We start from the raw sequence: 16587 nt of genomic DNA on the forward strand, positions 1-16587 counted from the left end.
CACGCCGATGTCGGTGGTCACCTCGGGCCAGCGCGCGGCGTTGGGGATCCAGCCGCCGTCGGTGCCGGTCACCTCGAAGCTCGGGCCGTGCATGTGGATGGGGTGGTTGGTCATGGTGAGGTTGCCGATGCGGATGCGCACGCGGTCGTTCAGCCGCGCGACCAGGTGGTCGATGCCCGGGAACACGCGCGAGTTCCAGCACCATAGATTGAAGTCGAGCATGGTGTTCACGTTGGGTGCCGCGGCACCCGGCTCGATGTCGAACGCATTCAGGATGAACACGAAGTCGCGGTCCACCGCCATCGCCGCGGCGTTCCGCGGGTGCACGACGATCAGCCCCATCATGCCCATCGCCATTTGCACCATCTCGTCGGCGTGCGGGTGGTACATGAAGGTGCCGGGGCGGCGCGCCACGAACTCGTAGACGTAGGTCTTGCCGGGCGGGATGCCGGGCTGGTTCAGGCCGGTCACGCCGTCCATGCCGTTGGGCAGCCGCTGGCCGTGCCAGTGGATGCTGGTCAGCTCGCCGAGCCTGTTGGTGACGAAGATGCGCACGCGGTCGCCTTCCACCACTTCGATCGTCGGCCCCGGGCTCTGGCCGTTGTAGCCCCACAGGTGCGCCTTGAAGCCGGGCGCCATCTCGCGCACCACCGGCTCGGCGACGAGGTGGAACTCCTTGACGCCGGCGTTCATGCGCCAGGGCAGGGTCCAGCCATTGAGGGTGACGACCGGGTTGTACGGCCGGCCGGTGTTGGGCACCAGCGGCGGCATGGTGTCGGGCTTGGTCTGCATGACCGGCTCGGGCAGCGCGGCCATCGCCACCTTGCTGACGGAGGCGGTGCCGACGGCGGCCGTGATCGCTCCTGCGCCGCCGATGAAGTTGCGTCGGGAAAACATGTCGGATGTCCTTGTGTTCAGTGGGCCGCGCCGCCTTCGGCGGCGCTGGCAGCAGCAGGACCGGCCGGCATCGCGAGCGAAGCCTTGCCGATCAGTGCCATGTCGAGGTCGGCCTGAGCGAGCCAGAAGTCGCGCAGTGAATCGATGTAGCCGTTCACGCCTGCGATCTGCGCACGCGCGTCGGCCAGCAGCTCGAACACGCCGATGATCATTCCGTTGTAGCGCAGCTGTTGCTCTTCGGAAATGCGCTTCCTCAGCGGCACGATCTCGTCGCGCTGGTGGCGCGCCACATCCCAGGCGGTGCGGTAGTTGCCGTAGGCCTCGCGCACTTCGGATCGCGCGTCGACCGCGATCTGCGCGGCGCGCTGCACCGATTGCATGTACACCGCTTCGGCACGCGCGATACGCGCGCCGCCCCAGTCGAAGAGAGGCAACTCGAGCCCGATCTCGTAGCCCGTCTGGCGCGCGCCGTCTTCGAGCTTGTTGCGAACGAGGCCGAGCTCGAGCACGTTGACGAAGCGCACGGTACGGGTCAAACCGAGGTTGCGTGCGGTCTGCTCGGCGCCGAGCTTGGCGGCCTGCACGTCCAGGCGTTGACTCATCGCCTGGCGCTCGATGTCGGGCTGATCCTTCGGCTCCGAGGGCAGGTCGGGCAGACGCTCGGGGAGATCGAATCTCGCCTGCGGCCCCCACAGACCGAGCAGCCGGGTCAGGCGCTCGCGAGCGGAGCGCTCGGCTTGCTCGGAACGCACCAAGCCAAGCGCTGCATCGGCATAGAAGCTCTGCTCCCGCGCTCGCGCCAGCTTGTTGAAGTTACCTACCTCTTCCATGCGGCGCGCCAACTCCGCACTGGCTTCGGCAGCCTCTTTGACCTGGCGCATGTAGCGCACGGTCTCGGCGGCAGCAACGGCCTGCACCCAGGCCTTGCGTGAGTCGGCGGCCAGTGCGAGCACGTCCATCGCCACTTCACGCCGCACCTGCTCGAAGCGACGGGCTTCGACACGGTTGACGAGCGGCATGGCGACGAGACGCGCGAGATTGAGATGCACGCTGCGTTCGATCTCGACGCCATCGATGCTCTTGAGGCGACCGAAGGTGAAGCCGGGGTTCGACAAGCGGCCGGCTTGCACCACCTCCGCCTCAGTAATGCCGAGATCGGCGAAGCGCGCCTGAAGTCCGCGGTTGTTGAGCAGCGCGATCTGCACTGCATCGTCAGCCGTCAGTGGCTTCGCGAGCAGCTCGGCCACTCGCTTGTCGCTGCTGTCGGCGTCGGCCGTCGTACGAGCCCAGCGGACCTCCTTGCCGAGACGTTCTTTCGCGGTGGCTTCAACACTGCTGAAGCCACCGTCGGGGGAGAAGCTCGCGCACCCACCAAGCAAAGCAACGGCAGCCAGCACGGCTGCGGTGCGCCCGCGAGACAAAGCACGTTCAGATGCCATCATCGTGCCGCCTCAGTTCTTGTGGCCACCATGGCCGCCCGGAGCCGAGGGAGCCGAGGGAGCCGAGGGGGCTGGTGCGTCGGGCTGCGCCGCTTCACGGGCGTAGGCACGCCAGCCACCGCCACGGTTGACCGTTTCGTTGGCTTGGCGCCAGGAGCCGACGGGCTGTTCGGCGTGACGCTGATAGCCCGTCAAGGACGAGCGGTAAGTCACGGCGGGAGTGCTGGCAGAAGCGTCGAGCGGATCGGCCTTGATTGGCGCGGGCGCCTGTGCGGCAGCCGCCATGCCGATCACGGCAAGGGGCACCGGCAGCAGCCGGCGCATGGGTACGTGAAACATCGCATGACCTCGCAAACGGAACCAAGCGGTCCACCGCTGCGCTCAGCGGGCGGTGGTGCGACGAGGCGACCCGCCCATCGCGTCCATGCGGACGCGCGGCGAGTGCCGTCAGGCGAGGTTCAGGCGAGGGGGTCGGTGAGGAACGTCGGAGACGACGCCCGCAAGGGTGTCAAAGACGCGGCTGGCAACCGCACCGTTCGGAGCGGCACTGGGCAAAGTGTGCGCAGTGAACCCTGGAGCCGCAGCGGCGCAGCAGGGCGCACAAGTACCGCACTTCACTTTCACAGCGCCGTCATGGTGAACGTCGGCGCGGTCCGCACCTGCCGCGGCTTCAGCCTCTGCTGACGCTTGATGCATCGCATGGCTGTGCTCGGCCGCGTGGTCATGGTTCTCGTCACCGTGGTGTTGAGCGACATGAATCTGTTGCTCGACCACCTGCGCGTGTGCGGCTCCATGTTGCGGGCCGCAACCGACCATGGTGATGCCAGCCACTGCCTTGAAGGGCAGCAGGGCCACCATCAGCCAGATCAGCGCCAGACGCCACACGCGAACCATGAATTGACTTTACTCGCTTCGCGACAGACCCTCCAAGTTGCAGGGCTCGATGATGCCGATGATGACTGACGAACCAGACTGCGAGCGATCGGCTTCATGACGATTCGGTCATCTTCGGCGCAGCCCCTCCATCGCTCAACCCGGCTTCCCGTTTCAGCCGCTCAGATTGGACGTCATCACCAGTCTGTGAAACAGGGGTGGGTAAGCGCGCCGATGCCGTGCCGTCGTGCATGGTCACGCGATCGACTGTCTCGCCCGCAGCGCGCCATGGAATCTCGAGGCCGATCGACGTGACGCCCTCGACTGATGAGGCGAAGGGCGTGCCACCGTGCATGCGCGCGATGGCAGCGACGATGGACAGCCCCAGCCCGTGATGGTTGCCATCTGGGCGCCGGGAGCGCTCGACTCGGTAGAAGCGGTCGAACAGCCTCGGGAGATGCGGCTCAACGATGGGCTCGCCATCGTTCTCCACGACGATACGCAGTCGTCCGGCCGGCGTCGGCGCGATGCGGATGCGGACTTTTGTGCCGACGCGCGCGTAGCGCGCAGCGTTGGACAGGAGGTTGCTCAGGGCGCGGCGCAACAGCGCGGCATCGAAGTCGCCGTGAGCGTCGCCTTCGACCGTAGCGCTCAAGCCCTGTTCCCGCAGCGCTGCGTCGTGGAAGTCAAGGATGTCGGAGAACGCAGCCGCCAAGCTGGGCACCGGCGCTAGCCGAGCTGTGACGCCGTGCTCGGCCTGCGCCACGAACAGCATGTCATTGACGATGCCGGACAGGCGCCGCAAGTCCTCAAGGTTCCCTTCGATCACGTCACGCAACTCGTCGGCAGGACGTTCGCGGCGCAATGCAAGCTCGCTCAGGCCGATCAGCGTGGTGAGCGGGGTGCGCAACTCGTGCGCAACGTCGGCGTTGAACCCTTGCAGCTGCGCAACGGCGTGATCGACGCGCGTGAGCAAGGCGTTGAAGTGCTCGACGAGTGGTAGCAACTCATGCGGCTGTGCCGAGCCATCCAGCAGAAGATCGCCTCTTCGGAGCGCCACCGCATCGACCTGCTCGACGAGCCGGCGCACCGGCAGAAGCCCGCGCCGCACCAGCGCAAAGCCGGTGATCGCCACTACCGCGGCTGCAGCAAGCGAAGCGCCGAGCAGCGCCAGCCCCAGTCGCTGCAGGAGGGCGTCGTCCCGGCTCACGTCGAGGCGCAGCGCGACGTCGACGGGTTGATCTGGCGGCCATTCCGCGCGCCAGTTCAAGGTTACGTAGCGGTCTCCATGGCTCTTGGCTTGCGGTCCAGGCGCAGCCTCGAACAGCACCCGCTCCTCGGACTTCACTGCGAGTGCCATGTCCGGATGGCCGGCGAGGAAGTCAGTCAGTTTGTGGCTCAGTTCAGGCAGGTTCGGCGGCGAAGCGGTTTCCAAGAGCGCATGGCGTATCACCTGCTGCTTCAGTTCCAGCTCCTCGGTCTGGCGATCGGCGAGCGTCGCTCGGTTGAGCGCGTAGACAATTGCCGATACCACCAGGGCTGCCAGCAGGCCCTGCACCGCAAGCCACAGCGACAGCTTGGCGCCCAGTGAAGGCGGATGGCGATTCACGGCATCTGCTCGTCGAGCACATAGCCCGCGCCGCGCACGGTGTGCAGCAACTTGTGCTCGAAAGGCGCGTCAAGCTTGCTGCGCAGACGGCGGACAGCCACGTCGACGATATTGGTGTCGCTATCGAAGTGGATGTCCCACACCTGCTCGGCCAGCTCCGTGCGCGAAAGCACATCACCGCGCCGACGCAGCAGCGCCACGAGAAGATTGAACTCCTGCGGCGTGAGGTCAAGACGCTGAGCTGCTCGCGTGGCGCGGCGGCGCGCCAAGTCGACCTCAAGATCAGCCAGCTTCAGCGTCGAGAGCAATTGCGGATCACGCTCGGCACCGCCCCGGCGCAGGAGCGCCTGCACGCGGGCCAGCAGTTCGGAGAACGAGAACGGCTTGACCAGGTAGTCGTCGGCGCCTTCCCGGAGGCCCTTCACCCGATCCTCGACCGCGTCGCGAGCGGTAAGCATCAGCACGGGCGTCTTCCTGCGCGCGCGAAGTGCGGCCAGCACCTCGAAGCCATCCTTGCCCGGCAGCATCACATCCAGCACCACGGCGTCGTAGCTGCCTTCGAGCGCCAAGTGCAGGCCGTCGATGCCGTCGGCGGCCAGGTCAACGACGTAGCCGTTCTCTGTGAGGCCCTTCTTCAGGTAGTCGGCCAGGCGGGCTTCGTCTTCAACAACCAAGAGTCGCATGGGCCGTGATTGTGGTTGGCAGATCGCGCGTCCCTTCTTTGATGACGGCAATGTCATCCGGCGGTTCGCTGTTCGTTGGTCGAGTCTTCCTAGAGTGAATTTCATGGCTGAAAACCTTGCGCTGCAAGGCGGCCATCGCAGATCGACTCTGAAAGGAACCCACTATGAAGCCGAGCATCATGATCACTTCCGCCGTGTTTGCTGCACTGGTAGCGGCCGCCTCCCCGTCCATGGCGCGGGATGAGTTGGATCGTTCGCAGGCGGAAGCCGTGCAGTTGAAGGACGGCTCGACGCTGTACACGTTCAAGGACGGGAAGATGGCGCTCGAGGACAAGTTCGGACGGGCAACCCCCATCAAGAAGGGGCAGACCTTCGAGGCCAAGGACGGCCGCAAGCTCACGGCTAGCAGCAGCGAATCGGCCCGTCTCAACACGCTGATCGAGCGAGGGCATGGCGGTCAGTGACCGTCATTAACCCAAGCCATTCGCCGGACGGGCCTCGCTACAGAAGGCGACCTAGCCCCGCGCAGCCGCACGACCACTGCGCAGGCCCGAGGTCTTCTGCCGACCGGTGTGTACCTCAGGCACGGCTTCGGGTCTGCTTGAAAGGGAGTCGATGATCGGGCAGTCGGGCCGCTCGTCGCCGTGGCAGCAGGCGACGAGGTGCTCGAGCGTCGCCTTCATCGCTTCGAGCTCCTTCAGCTTCGCGTCGAGCTCCTCGATGTGCGCCTGCGCGAGCGCCCTGACCTGCCGGCTCGGGCGCCGACGGTTCTGCCACAGGCCGAGCAAGGCGCGGATCTGCTCGATCGAGAAGCCGAGGTCGCGCGACTGACGGACGAAGCGCAGCGTGCTCACCTCCTTGTCGCCGTACCGGCGGTAGCCCGACTCGCTGCGCGCGGCTTCGGGGAACAGGCCGACGCTCTCATAGTGCCGGATCATCTTGGCGGACACGCCCGAGGCCTTCGCCGCTTCGCCGATGTTCATGGTCATCGTGGACTCCTCATGCCGCAGCCGGGCGTTGTGCGCCAACGCTCTTGTCGATCGCGCCGGCCGCGGCGCCGTGCCACCGGCGCAGCGTCAGCGCATTGAGCACCACGCTCACGCTGCTGAACGCCATCGCCGCACCGGCGATCACCGGGTCGAGCAGACCGAAGGCCGCGAGCGGGATGCCGAGCACGTTGTAGCCGAAGGCCCAGAACAGGCCCTGCCGGATTTTCGACACCGTGCGGCGCGATACGTCGAGCGCATCGGCGACGAGGCGCGGGTCGCCGCGCATCAGCGCGACGCCGGCGGTCTCGGTCGCCACATCGGCGCCACCGGCCATCGCGAAGCCGACCGAGGCCGCAGCCAGCGCGGGACCGTCGTTGAGGCCGTCGCCGACGAAGCCGACGACTTCGCCCGCACTGCGCAACTCATGCACGACGGCCGCCTTGTCGCCGGGCAGCACCTCGGCGCGCACGTCGTCGATGCCGAGCTGTCGTGCCGCCGCTTCCGCGGCGCCGCGGTTGTCGCCGGTGAGCAGCAGCGTGCGGATACCGAGCGCATGCAGGCCGGCGACGGCGGCGGCCGCCGAGGGCTTGACCGTGTCGCCGAAGGCCAGCAGGCCGAGCAACCGCTTCGCGTCGATGCTCACGAGCCACGAGATCGTCTTGCCGTCGCGCTCCAGGCGTTCGGCATCGGCCTGCAGCGGCCCCGGTTCCAGACCCAGTTCGCGCAGTAGGCGCGTGCTGCCGAGCGCCAGCGAGCGCCCGTCGACGATGCCTTCCATGCCACGCCCCGGCAGTGCCTTGGCATCGCGCGCCGGCGTGACGCCGAGGCCGCGTTCGCGGGCCGCCTGCGTCACGGCGATCGCCAGCGGGTGGCTGCTCGACGCCTGCAAGGCCGCTGCGAGCTGCACGATCTCGTCGCGGCTCGTGCCCTCGACGGCCTCGACTGCGGCCACCGACGGCTTGCCCGAGGTCAGCGTGCCGGTCTTGTCGAAGGCGACGACCGTCACCGCGTGCGCCGTCTCCAGCGCTTCGGCGTCCTTGATGAGGATGCCGCGCCGCGCCGCGACGCCGGTGCCGGCCATGATCGCCGTCGGCGTCGCGAGGCCGAGCGCACACGGGCAGGCGATCACCAGCACCGCCACCGCGTTGACGATCGCCGGCTCCCATTGCCCGGTCGTCGCGAGCCATCCGGCGAAGGTCAGCGCGGCGATGCCGAGCACCACCGGCACGAACACCGCGCTCACGCGATCGACGATGCGCTGGATCGGCGCCTTCGCGGCCTGGGCCGACTCGACCATGCGGACGATGCGCGCCAGCGTCGTCTCGGCGCCGATCGCCGTGGTGCGCACGACGAGCGCGCCCTCGGCGTTGACCGAGCCGCCGGTCACCTTCTCGCCGACGGCCTTGGCGATGGGCAGGCTCTCGCCGGTGACGAGCGACTCGTCGACGTGGCTGCGGCCCTCGACGATCTCGCCGTCGACCGCGACGCGATCGCCCGGCCGCACGACGACGAGGTCGCCGATCGCCACCTGCTCGATCGGCAACTCCACTTCGCCGGTCTCGCGGCGCACGCGCGCCGTCGTCGGCCGCAGCGCATGCAGCGCGCGGATCGCATCGGTCGTCTGCCGCTTCGCGCGCTGCTCCAGCCACTTGCCGAGCAGCACCAGCGTGATGACCGCGGCCGAAGCCTCGAAGTACAGATGCGGCATGCCGTGCGCGGCATGCTTCATCAGCAGATAGACCGACAAGCCGTAGGCCGCCGAAGTGCCCAGTGCGACCAGCAGGTCCATGTTCCCGCTCTTCGCGAGCACCGCCTTCCAGCCCGCGCGGTAGAAGCGCCAGCCGAGGCCGAACTGCACCGGCGTCGCGAGCGCCAACTGCAACCAGCCGTCGAGCATCCATGCGATGCCGACGAGCTGCAGCAGCATCGGTGCGAGCAGCGGCAGCGTCAGCGCGGTACTCAAGGCCACCGGCCACCAGGCCGGCAGGCCGGGGTCGGCCACCGTCTTGCCGGCAAGTACCTCCTTCGCTGTGTAGCCCGCCTTCGAGACGGCCGCTTCGAGCGAGTCGGAAGCGACATGCTGCGCGGTGTGCACGTTGGCCCGCTCGGTAGCGAGGTTGACCGCCACGTTCAGTACGCCGGGCACCTTGCGAAGCGCCTTTTCGACGCGGGTGACGCAGGACGCGCAGGTCATGCCCTCGATCTGAAGCTCGACGCTTGACGAATTGGGCGGATGCAGGGAGGAGGGAAGGGTGGTCATGGCGCATTCCTTGAAGCTGGCTTGCGGATGTTCAAGCTTTCCACAATGGGAAGGTCAATCTGCTTGAAGCGAAGGTGTTTCGACCGCAGGGCCTTTATGCCGTCTACTTGACCTTCCAACTGCAGGAAGGTCAAAAGTTTGGCTGTCCCAACCAGCTCAATGGAGAGAACGATGCTCGTCTTCGAAGTTCGCGACATGACCTGCGGCCATTGCGTCAGTACCGTAACCAAGGCCTTGAAGGCCGCCGACCCCGACGCAAAGGTCAGGATCGATCTTGCGACGCACCGCGTCGAGATCGAACCCGTCAAGGCCGATGCGCAGGAACTGGCCGAAGCCATCAAGGACGCCGGCTACACGCCGTTGCCCGCATAGGCCTGGTACTTCAAGCACGCAGATTGCCCACGGCGAGCGCTCGCGCGCCGCCGCGCGTGCGCGTCCAGCCAACAAGAGGTGCCGTCCGATGATTGCCCAGCCGATCGATTACTTCCTCGTCGCCTGGTTCGTCCTTGCGGCACTGTCAACAAGTTACGTGGCCTGGGATCAGTTCAAGCACAACCCCGAGCCGATGGTGATGAAGTGGGGTTTCGTGCTCGTCACGCTCTACATGGGGCCGATCGGGCTGCTGCTTTACGTGATGGCCGACAAGGAGCCGCGACCGGGAGAGCACGAGTCCTTTGTCAAGCCGCTTTGGAAGCAGGGCGTCGGGTCGACGATCCATTGCGTCGCCGGCGATGCGACCGGGATCATCGCCGCGGCCGTCATCACCGCGGCGCTCGGCCTCCCGATGTGGATCGATCTCATCGTCGAGTACGTCGCCGGCTTTGCCTTCGGCCTCTTCATCTTCCAGTCCCTGTTTATGAAGAACATGATGGGTGGCAGCTACTGGGAGAACGTCAAGAAGTCGTTCACGCCTGAGTTCATCAGCATGAACGCGATGATGGCCGGCATGGCGCCGGTGATGTCGCTGTTGATGATGGGCCGCGACATGCGCGCGATGGATCCCACCGAATTGCTTTTCTGGGGCGTGATGTCCTTCGGTGTCGTTGCCGGCTTCGCGGTGGCGTATCCGGTGAACGTGTGGATGGTCTCGCGCGGGATGAAGCACGGGCTGATGACCGAGCGCCAGGCCAAGACTTCCAAGCCCGAGCACGAAGGGCATGCGATGCATGCGCAGCACGGCGAGCCTCGGCAGCACGCCGGCCACCACGCGATGAAGCCGGACGTCACGCGACCTCAGCTGGCCGCCGTCACCATGACCACCGGCCTGATGCTGCTGGCCGGCATGACCGTGCCGTCGCTGTTCGTGAACATGCGGCTGTCGGCGCGCGACGTGGGCGGCGCAATCATGCCGCCCGGCATGATCATGAGCTGGGACACGCCGGGCGACGCGATGCGCGACATGTCGGCAATCCACCCGCGCGATGTCCGCTTCACTGCGCCTGCCGTCGCCAGGGGCGACCAGTTGCTGGAACCGCGACTGGAAGCCGGCGTGAAGGTGTTCGACCTTGACGTGAGCGTTGTGCGCTGGAACATCCTGCCGGACGTGCAGGTCGAGGGCTACGCCTTCAACCGGCAGATTCCCGGACCGAGGCTGCGCCTGAACGAAGGCGATCGCGTGCGCATCAACCTGACCAACCGCCTGCCCGAGACGACCACGGTGCATTGGCACGGGCTCATCCTGCCCAATGGCATGGACGGCCCCGCGAAAATCGTCCAGCCGCCGATCAAGCCCGGCGAAACTTTCGCCTACGAATTTACCACCGAGCAGTCGGGCACCTACTTCTATCACCCGCACGACAAGGTTGACCGGCAGCAGGCGTTCGGCATGTACGGCGCCTTGATCATCGATCCCAAGTTGACGACGGCAGAGCCCACTGCCGACCACGAGTACGTCATCCAGCTGCAGGAGTGGCTGAAGCGCGAGGGTCTCACCTACCCGGCGATGCTGATGGAAGGTGGCCTGCCGAACTACTTCACCATCAACGGCAAGGCGTTCCCAGCGACCGACACCGTGCAGATGAAGGTCGGCGAGACCGTGAAGCTGCGCTTTGTCGGCAGCAACAACAATTTCGTGCACCCGATGCATGTGCACGGAGGGCCGTTCACCGTCGTCGCCCGCGACGGCATCGTGCTGCCGGAGAGTGCGCGGTTCGAGGCCGACACCGTCAACGTCGGGCCAGGGCAGCGCTACGACGTGATCTGGAAGGCGCGCAAGCCCGGCAAGTGGCTGGTCCATTGCCACATCCCACACCACACGACGAACAACAACGTCGAGCAGGAGGGCGGTGGCGGCTTGATGATGGTCCTGGATGTTCGCGAGTAGCTTGCCGCAGCCCGCTAGGACCGCGCGGGTACCGGAGCCGTAGGAGTTCAACTTTTGTGGTCGGATCTGTCCCTATTCGGCGTGCTGACGCTTTCAGCGGGCCCATCGGGCGCATGCTTTAAGTCGATCCGCTTTTGGGACATCCGCCGCTGCAGGCGCTGGGCGTAGCCTTGTGGCTGCTTCTCCGGCTTCTGCGGAGGCCGTGGATGACGCTTGCGCCAGTATCGGTACGCGAGGAAGACGCTCCCGCCGATGGCGAGCATGCCCAGCCAGATCCACGTCATGGTCTGAGCAAGGTCGGCCGGCGGCAGTTTTCTAAGCATGCTGGCTCGCACCAGTTCGGTCAGCCGTCGGCGATGAGCCGCGTGGCACGCAGCTTCGCGCCGGCAGGATCCGCATCCGACCAGCGGTACTCGCGCGCGAATGGCAGCGACGAGCCGATCAGTTCGACGATGCGCACATCGCCGGCTTCGCCTTGGAGGGCTTGCCTCCAAACGCGACCGTTCCATTCGAAGCTCAGTTCGTGCTTACCGGGGCTGAGCTTCAGCCGGATCAGCGAGCGCGGCAGGGTGCCGATGTCCCTGGTGCCATCCACCCTCACGTTGAGAGGACGAATGGCATCGGTCCAGGCCGACCGGACCACGTACACGGTGAACACGCCGGGCGTCGCGTCGAAACGCTTTGCGTCCGCTTCGGCCGCAGCGGAGGGTATCGGTTCCGGCGTGCAGACCTTGCGCCGCGTGCGCACGGTGGTCATGCAGTAGGTCCGGCGGTCGTTTGCGCTGGGCGGCGAGCTGCTTGCACAGCCGGCCAAGGCTGCGGACGCCGCCACGGCGCCGAGCAAGAGGTGTCTTCGAGTCTTCATGCTGTTCCCCCTCGCGCTCCATGCGCATGACCTGGCGGGTGTGCCGAGTCGTCGTGGGCGCCGGCATGGCCATGGCTCTCATCGAGCACGCAGCCGTCGGCAGCGCGCGCGCATGCCGGGCGTTCGAGCTGGAAGGTGGTGTGCTGGATGTGGAAGCGATTGGCCAGCACGTCCTGCAGGCTGTTGATCAGCATCGCTGCCTGAACGCCTTCGGCATGCACCACATGTGCCGTCAGGTTGTTCTTGCCGCTGGTCAGCGCCCAGACGTGCAGGTCGTGCACACCCTCGACCCCATCGACCGCGCGCATGACGCGAACGACCTCGTCCACGTCGATGCCTTCCGGTGTGCCTTCGAGCAGGACGTTGAGGCTTTCCTTGAGCAGCACCCAGGTGCGCGGAAGCACCCACAGGCCGATGCCGACGGCAACCAGCGTGTCCACCCAGTTCCAGCCGGTCAGCCGGATCACGATCGCCCCGACGATGACGCCGATCGAACCGAGCAGGTCGGACCAGACCTCCAGGTACGCGCCCTTGACGTTGAGGCTGCCCTCGCTGCCGCCACGCAACAACCGCATGCTGATGAGGTTGACGATCATCCCAAGCACGGCGACCGCCAGCATCGCGGTGGAGTGCACTTCGGCCGGTGCCCGGAAGCGCTGCCACGCCTCGAACAGGATGTAGCCCGCGACGCCGAGCAGCAGCAGGGCGTTGAAGGCCGCAGCGAGGATCTCGAAGCGGTGGTAGCCGTAGGACCGTTTGGCGTCCGCGGGCCGGCGTGCGATGCGTATGGCGGCAACCGCGATGGCCAATGCGGTGGCGTCGGTGAACATGTGCGCGGCGTCGGCAATCAGCGCGAGGCTGTTGAACCAGAGCCCGGCCGCAAGCTCGGCGACGAGAAACGCCGAGGTCAGAACCAGCGCGATCGACAGCGAGCGCTCGTTGCCTTCGGACGGCAGCGCGTGGTTGTGTCCAGCACCCATGATGACGGTCCTTCGGGCTTACCTGAGCGTGAATGGGGCAGGCACGGCCACCGGACGCCGACGCGGCGCGTTCACGGCGCGTGCAGCTTCCGGCATGCGCGGTCTCACTTCAGCGTGAAGCGTGCCGTCGCCGGCTTGCCGGCAACCGTCACGACGGCCACGGCCTTCGTACCCGGGCCGACCTTGAAGCTGCCGGTGGCTTCGAGCTTGTCGCCCGCGGGCTTGAGCTCGACCTCCTGCTTCTCGGTGCCGGTCAACAGCGTGACCTTGGCCGTGGCCTTGGACACATCGGTCGCCTTGCCATGGTCGCGCAGATGCAGCTGGATCACGGTGGGCTTGGCGACCAGCTCGTAGTCCACGTCCTTGACCTCGACCACCACGCCGCCGTGCAGCGGCTTGTGCTCGTGCGCGTGGTCATGCTTGTCGCCGGCGGCGAAGGCCGTGCCGGCGAGTGCCAGCGTGATCGAAGCGAGTAGGGCTTGCGTCTTCATGGAGATCCTTTCGGGAGGGAGGAGGGGTGAAAGAAGTGCGAGGCGATCACGTCGCCATCACAGGGCTTCGGCGTCCCTGTCGTCCATCAGCGCTTCGGCCGGCTTGCGGCCGAACAGCCAGAACATCGCGGGCGTGAGGAAGGTGTCGAGCAGCGTCGAACTGATCAGACCGCCGAAGATCACCACGGCCACCGGATGCAGCACCTCGGTGCCGGGCCGTTCCGCCTCGAACAGCAGCGGCGCCAGCGCGAAAGCGGTGACGAGCGCCGTCATCAGCACCGGGCTCAGCCGTTCCAGCGAGCCGCGCACGATCATCTTCGTGTCGAACTGCTCGCCTTCGAAGCGCATCAGGTTGATGTAGTGGCTGACCTTCAGGATGCCGTTGCGCACCGAGATGCCGGCCAGCGTGATGAAGCCCACCAGCGCCGCCACCGAAAGCGGCTGACCCGACAACCACAACCCGATCACCGCGCCGACGAGCGCGAGCGGGATGTTCACCATGATCAGCGCCGACAGCACCGCCGAGCGGTAGCGGCTGTAGAGCACGACGAACATCAGCGCCAGCGACACGATCGACAGCAGGCCGACCAGTCGAGAGGCTTCCTCCTGTGCCTGGAACTGTCCTCCCAGGGTGATGAAGCTGCCTTCGGGCAATTTGGTCTCGGCCACCACCTTTCGGATGTCGGCCACGATCTCCGACAGCGCGCGCCCCGACGCGTTGGCCGACAGCACGATGCGCCGCTTGCCGTCGTCGCGGCTGATCTGGTTCGGGCCGTCGCCGTCCTCGATCGTCGCGATCTTGGACAGCGGAATGCGCCCGCTCGGTGTCTCGATGAGGATCTGGCCGAGGCCGTCCACCGAGCGTGCCGATTCGGGCAACTTCACCACGAGCGCGAAGCGCCGGCTGCCCTCGACAATCTGGGTGACCTTCTCGCCCTCGACCAGGCTCTGCAAGGCGCTGAGAACCTGCGGTGCCGGCACGCCGTACTGCGCCGCGGCGGCGTAATCGATGCGCACCTTGATCTGTGGCGCCAGCACTTGGCGTTCGATCTCCAGGTCGGCGATGCCCGGGATCGTCGCCAGCCGTGCGCGCAAAGCCTCGGCCTGGCCGCGCAGAGCATCGAGATCTTCGCCGAAGATCTTGACGGCGATCTGAGTGCGCACGCCGGACAACATGGCGTCGATGCGGTGCGAGATGGGCTGCCCGATGGAGATGCCGGCCGGCAGGTTGACCAGTCGTGAACGGATGTCGGCTGTGACCTCTTCCATTGGACGATCGATCTCGCCCGCCGGCTTGAGCCCGACATCGAGCTCGCTGACGTGCACGCCCTCGGCGTGTTCGTCGAGTTCGGCACGCCCCGTCTTGCGGCCGACGTGGACGACTTCAGGCACCTGCCTGATGAGCACTTCGGCCTGTCGGCCTAAAGCCGCCGACTCAGAAAGAGTGACCCCGGGGCGCAACGCCACGCCGACAAGCAGGCTGCCCTCGTTGAAGGGTGGCAGGAAGGTGGTCGGGAAGAAGGGCACGGCCACAGCCGCCACGACGACGGCAAGGCCGGCTGCGGCCATCGCCGCTTTAGGGCGGCCGAGCACGGTCTGCAGGCCGCTGCGATAACGCGCCTTCAACCAGGCCAGCACCTTGGTGTCGCCGTGGTCGATGTTCTTCATGCGCGGCAGCAGGTAGAAGCCCAGCACCGGCGTGACCGTCACGGAGACGATCAGCGAGGCCAGCGTCGAGACGATGAACGCGATGCCCAGCGGCACGAACAGCTTGCCCTCCAGCCCCGGCAGCGCGAACAGCGGGATGAAGACGAGCACGATGATCACCGTCGCGTAGAGGATGGCCGAGCGCACTTCCATCGTCGCGCGTGCGACGATCTCGATGGGGTGCAGCCGGTGGTCCGGGTGCTTGGCGCGGTCCTCCTTCAGGCGACGCAGCACGTTCTCGACACCGACCACCGCATCGTCGACCAAGCCGCCGATCGCGATCGCCAGACCGCCGAGCGTCATGGTGTTGATCGACAGCCCGAAATTCTTGAAGACCAGCGCGGTGATGAAGATCGATACCGGTATGGCCGTCAGCGCGATGATCGTCGGGCGCAGCGTGCCGAGGAAGAAGAACAGGATCACCGCGACGAAGACCGACGCACCGATCAGCTTGCCCTGCAGCGTGGTGATCGAGGCCTCGATGAAGCTGGCCTGGCGGAAGGTCACGCGCGGGGCTTCCATGCCGGCCGGCAGCGAAGCCTTCAGGCCGATCAGGGCGTCCTCGATGGACGTCGTCAGTGCGATCGTGTCGGCAGTCGGCTGCTTCTGGATGCCCAGGATCACGGCGGGCTTGCCCTCAAAGCCTGCGTCGCCCCGCTTGAGCGCTGCGGCGAAGGTCACCTCGGCGATCTGGCGCAGCAGGATCGGTTGGCCATCCTTCGCCGTCAGTGCCAGATTGTTGAGGTCATCGAGTCGGGATGTACGGCCCAGGTTGCGGATCAGGTACTCGCGGCCATTGAGTTCGAGGAAGCCGCCCGAGGTGTTGGAGGAGTAGCCCTTGAGCGCGCCTTCGAGCTGGTCGTGCGTGATGCCGAGTTCGGCCATGCGCGTGGTGTTCGGCTGCACCTGGAACTGCCGCACCTCGCCGCCGATGGGGATCACCTGCGCGACGCCGGGCACCGACAGCAGCCGCGGGCGCAGCACCCAGTCGGCGTACTCGCGCACCGCCATCGGACTGATCTTCTGCGGATCGACGGGAATCGCAATCTGCATGATCTCGCCCATGATCGAACTGATCGGCCCCATGCGCGGCACCACTCCTTCGGCGATCCCTTCCTCCATCGACGACAGCCGCTCCGACACCAGTTGCCGGGCGCGAAAAATGTCGGTGCTCCAGTCGAAAGTGACATAGACGAAGGACAGTCCGGCCGACGAGGTCGAGCGCACCGACTCCACGCCGGGCAGACCGTTCATGGTCGTCTCGAGCGGGAAGGTGATGAGTTGCTCCACCTCCTCGGCGGCCATGCCGCCGGCCTCGGCCATGAGGGTGACGGTCGGCTTGTTGAGGTCGGGGAACACGTCCACCGGGGTGCGCGAAAGCGTGAACGCGCCGTAGCCCATCAGCACCACGCTGGCGATGATCACCAGCAGTCGGTTCGCGAGGCTGTTGTCGAGTAGCCACTTGAACATG

General features: G+C 66.4%; 15 protein-coding genes. 4 read left to right on the forward strand and 11 right to left on the reverse strand.

All coding sequences use genetic code 11. The annotated features are described in order from the left end of the window. The 3 genes from VFR90_RS12460 to VFR90_RS12470 form a co-directional block, all read right to left on the reverse strand. Positions 1 to 897: copper oxidase (locus VFR90_RS12460; RefSeq protein WP_326406461.1), on the reverse strand; the 897-nt coding region annotated here is incomplete at its 3' end. A 17-nt stretch (positions 898 to 914) separates the two neighbouring features. Then, on the reverse strand, positions 915 to 2339 hold the full coding sequence (locus VFR90_RS12465) for a TolC family protein (protein WP_326406462.1): 1425 nt from the start codon (positions 2337 to 2339) through the stop codon (positions 915 to 917). 9 nt (positions 2340 to 2348) lie between these two features. Next, a complete protein-coding gene (locus VFR90_RS12470; protein WP_326406463.1) occupies positions 2349 to 2675 on the reverse strand; it encodes a hypothetical protein in 327 nt (108 codons plus the stop codon). A 360-nt stretch (positions 2676 to 3035) separates the two neighbouring features. Here VFR90_RS12470 and VFR90_RS12475 point away from each other — a divergent pair, with 360 nt between their 5' ends. Beyond that, positions 3036 to 3299 (forward strand): hypothetical protein, encoded by a 264-nt coding sequence (locus VFR90_RS12475; protein ID WP_326406464.1) that lies wholly within the window; start codon positions 3036 to 3038, stop codon positions 3297 to 3299. A 25-nt stretch (positions 3300 to 3324) separates the two neighbouring features. Here the strand turns inward: VFR90_RS12475 and VFR90_RS12480 are convergent, their stop codons facing one another. Together VFR90_RS12480 and VFR90_RS12485 are read right to left on the reverse strand one after the other, a co-directional pair. Next, positions 3325 to 4818, reverse strand: a complete 1494-nt coding sequence (locus VFR90_RS12480) for a heavy metal sensor histidine kinase (protein WP_326406465.1) — start codon at positions 4816 to 4818, stop codon at positions 3325 to 3327. Next, positions 4815 to 5501 (reverse strand): heavy metal response regulator transcription factor, encoded by a 687-nt coding sequence (locus tag VFR90_RS12485; RefSeq protein ID WP_326406466.1) that lies wholly within the window; start codon positions 5499 to 5501, stop codon positions 4815 to 4817. Before VFR90_RS12485 ends, VFR90_RS12480 begins: the two co-directional genes overlap by 4 nt. A 164-nt stretch (positions 5502 to 5665) precedes the next feature. On the opposite strand from VFR90_RS12485, the gene VFR90_RS12490 reads away from it, so the two are divergent. Continuing rightward, positions 5666 to 5965 carry a CopK family periplasmic copper-binding protein gene (locus tag VFR90_RS12490; protein WP_326406467.1) on the forward strand — a complete coding sequence of 100 codons (300 nt, stop codon included), beginning with the start codon at positions 5666 to 5668 and terminating at the stop codon, positions 5963 to 5965. A 51-nt stretch (positions 5966 to 6016) separates the two neighbouring features. Here the strand turns inward: VFR90_RS12490 and cueR are convergent, their stop codons facing one another. Beyond that, positions 6017 to 6484, reverse strand: a complete 468-nt coding sequence (gene cueR / locus VFR90_RS12495) for a Cu(I)-responsive transcriptional regulator (protein ID WP_326406557.1) — start codon at positions 6482 to 6484, stop codon at positions 6017 to 6019. Between the two features lie 16 nt (positions 6485 to 6500). Further along, positions 6501 to 8750: a heavy metal translocating P-type ATPase gene (locus VFR90_RS12500; RefSeq protein ID WP_326406468.1), complete on the reverse strand. Its 2250-nt coding sequence runs from the start codon at positions 8748 to 8750 to the stop codon at positions 6501 to 6503. A 171-nt stretch (positions 8751 to 8921) separates the two neighbouring features. On the opposite strand from VFR90_RS12500, the gene VFR90_RS12505 reads away from it, so the two are divergent. Both VFR90_RS12505 and VFR90_RS12510 read left to right on the forward strand, forming a co-directional pair. Then, positions 8922 to 9122, forward strand: a complete 201-nt coding sequence (locus tag VFR90_RS12505; RefSeq protein WP_326406469.1) for a heavy-metal-associated domain-containing protein — start codon at positions 8922 to 8924, stop codon at positions 9120 to 9122. 88 nt (positions 9123 to 9210) lie between these two features. Then, a complete protein-coding gene (locus VFR90_RS12510) occupies positions 9211 to 11073 on the forward strand; it encodes a multicopper oxidase domain-containing protein (protein ID WP_326406470.1) in 1863 nt (620 codons plus the stop codon). A gap of 343 nt (positions 11074 to 11416) precedes the next feature. Here VFR90_RS12510 and VFR90_RS12515 read toward each other — a convergent pair whose 3' ends face one another. From VFR90_RS12515 to VFR90_RS12530, 4 genes are all read right to left on the reverse strand, one after another. Further along, positions 11417 to 11830 (reverse strand): hypothetical protein, encoded by a 414-nt coding sequence (locus VFR90_RS12515; protein WP_326406471.1) that lies wholly within the window; start codon positions 11828 to 11830, stop codon positions 11417 to 11419. A gap of 104 nt (positions 11831 to 11934) precedes the next feature. Further along, entirely contained in the window at positions 11935 to 12918 is a 984-nt protein-coding gene (locus VFR90_RS12520) for a cation diffusion facilitator family transporter (protein ID WP_326406472.1), read from the reverse strand. Positions 12919 to 13022: 104 nt separating this feature from the next. Then, positions 13023 to 13409, reverse strand: coding sequence for a hypothetical protein (locus VFR90_RS12525; RefSeq protein ID WP_326406473.1), 387 nt, complete (start codon positions 13407 to 13409; stop codon positions 13023 to 13025). A gap of 57 nt (positions 13410 to 13466) precedes the next feature. Next, complete coding sequence (locus tag VFR90_RS12530) at positions 13467 to 16586, reverse strand: efflux RND transporter permease subunit (protein WP_326406474.1); 3120 nt, start codon at positions 16584 to 16586, stop codon at positions 13467 to 13469. Between the last annotated feature and the right edge of the window lies 1 nt (position 16587).

Origin of the sequence: Methylibium sp., from assembly GCF_035762065.1 — a bacterium.
Lineage (GTDB): Bacteria > Pseudomonadota > Gammaproteobacteria > Burkholderiales > Burkholderiaceae_C > Methylibium.

What these genes read in the sequence shown, in the direction of transcription:
- VFR90_RS12465 (WP_326406462.1), bottom strand. Translation starts at nt 2,339, where the DNA reads ATGATGGCATCTGAACGTGCTTTGTCTCGCGGGCGCACCGCAGCCGTG.
- VFR90_RS12470 (WP_326406463.1), bottom strand. Translation starts at nt 2,675, where the DNA reads ATGTTTCACGTACCCATGCGCCGGCTGCTGCCGGTGCCCCTTGCCGTG.
- VFR90_RS12475 (WP_326406464.1), top strand. Translation starts at nt 3,036, where the DNA reads ATGGCTGTGCTCGGCCGCGTGGTCATGGTTCTCGTCACCGTGGTGTTG.
- VFR90_RS12485 (WP_326406466.1), bottom strand. Translation starts at nt 5,501, where the DNA reads ATGCGACTCTTGGTTGTTGAAGACGAAGCCCGCCTGGCCGACTACCTG.
- VFR90_RS12490 (WP_326406467.1), top strand. Translation starts at nt 5,666, where the DNA reads ATGAAGCCGAGCATCATGATCACTTCCGCCGTGTTTGCTGCACTGGTA.
- cueR (WP_326406557.1), bottom strand. Translation starts at nt 6,484, where the DNA reads ATGAACATCGGCGAAGCGGCGAAGGCCTCGGGCGTGTCCGCCAAGATG.
- VFR90_RS12500 (WP_326406468.1), bottom strand. Translation starts at nt 8,750, where the DNA reads ATGACCACCCTTCCCTCCTCCCTGCATCCGCCCAATTCGTCAAGCGTC.
- VFR90_RS12505 (WP_326406469.1), top strand. Translation starts at nt 8,922, where the DNA reads ATGCTCGTCTTCGAAGTTCGCGACATGACCTGCGGCCATTGCGTCAGT.
- VFR90_RS12510 (WP_326406470.1), top strand. Translation starts at nt 9,211, where the DNA reads ATGATTGCCCAGCCGATCGATTACTTCCTCGTCGCCTGGTTCGTCCTT.
- VFR90_RS12515 (WP_326406471.1), bottom strand. Translation starts at nt 11,830, where the DNA reads ATGACCACCGTGCGCACGCGGCGCAAGGTCTGCACGCCGGAACCGATA.
- VFR90_RS12520 (WP_326406472.1), bottom strand. Translation starts at nt 12,918, where the DNA reads ATGGGTGCTGGACACAACCACGCGCTGCCGTCCGAAGGCAACGAGCGC.
- VFR90_RS12525 (WP_326406473.1), bottom strand. Translation starts at nt 13,409, where the DNA reads ATGAAGACGCAAGCCCTACTCGCTTCGATCACGCTGGCACTCGCCGGC.
- VFR90_RS12530 (WP_326406474.1), bottom strand. Translation starts at nt 16,586, where the DNA reads ATGTTCAAGTGGCTACTCGACAACAGCCTCGCGAACCGACTGCTGGTG.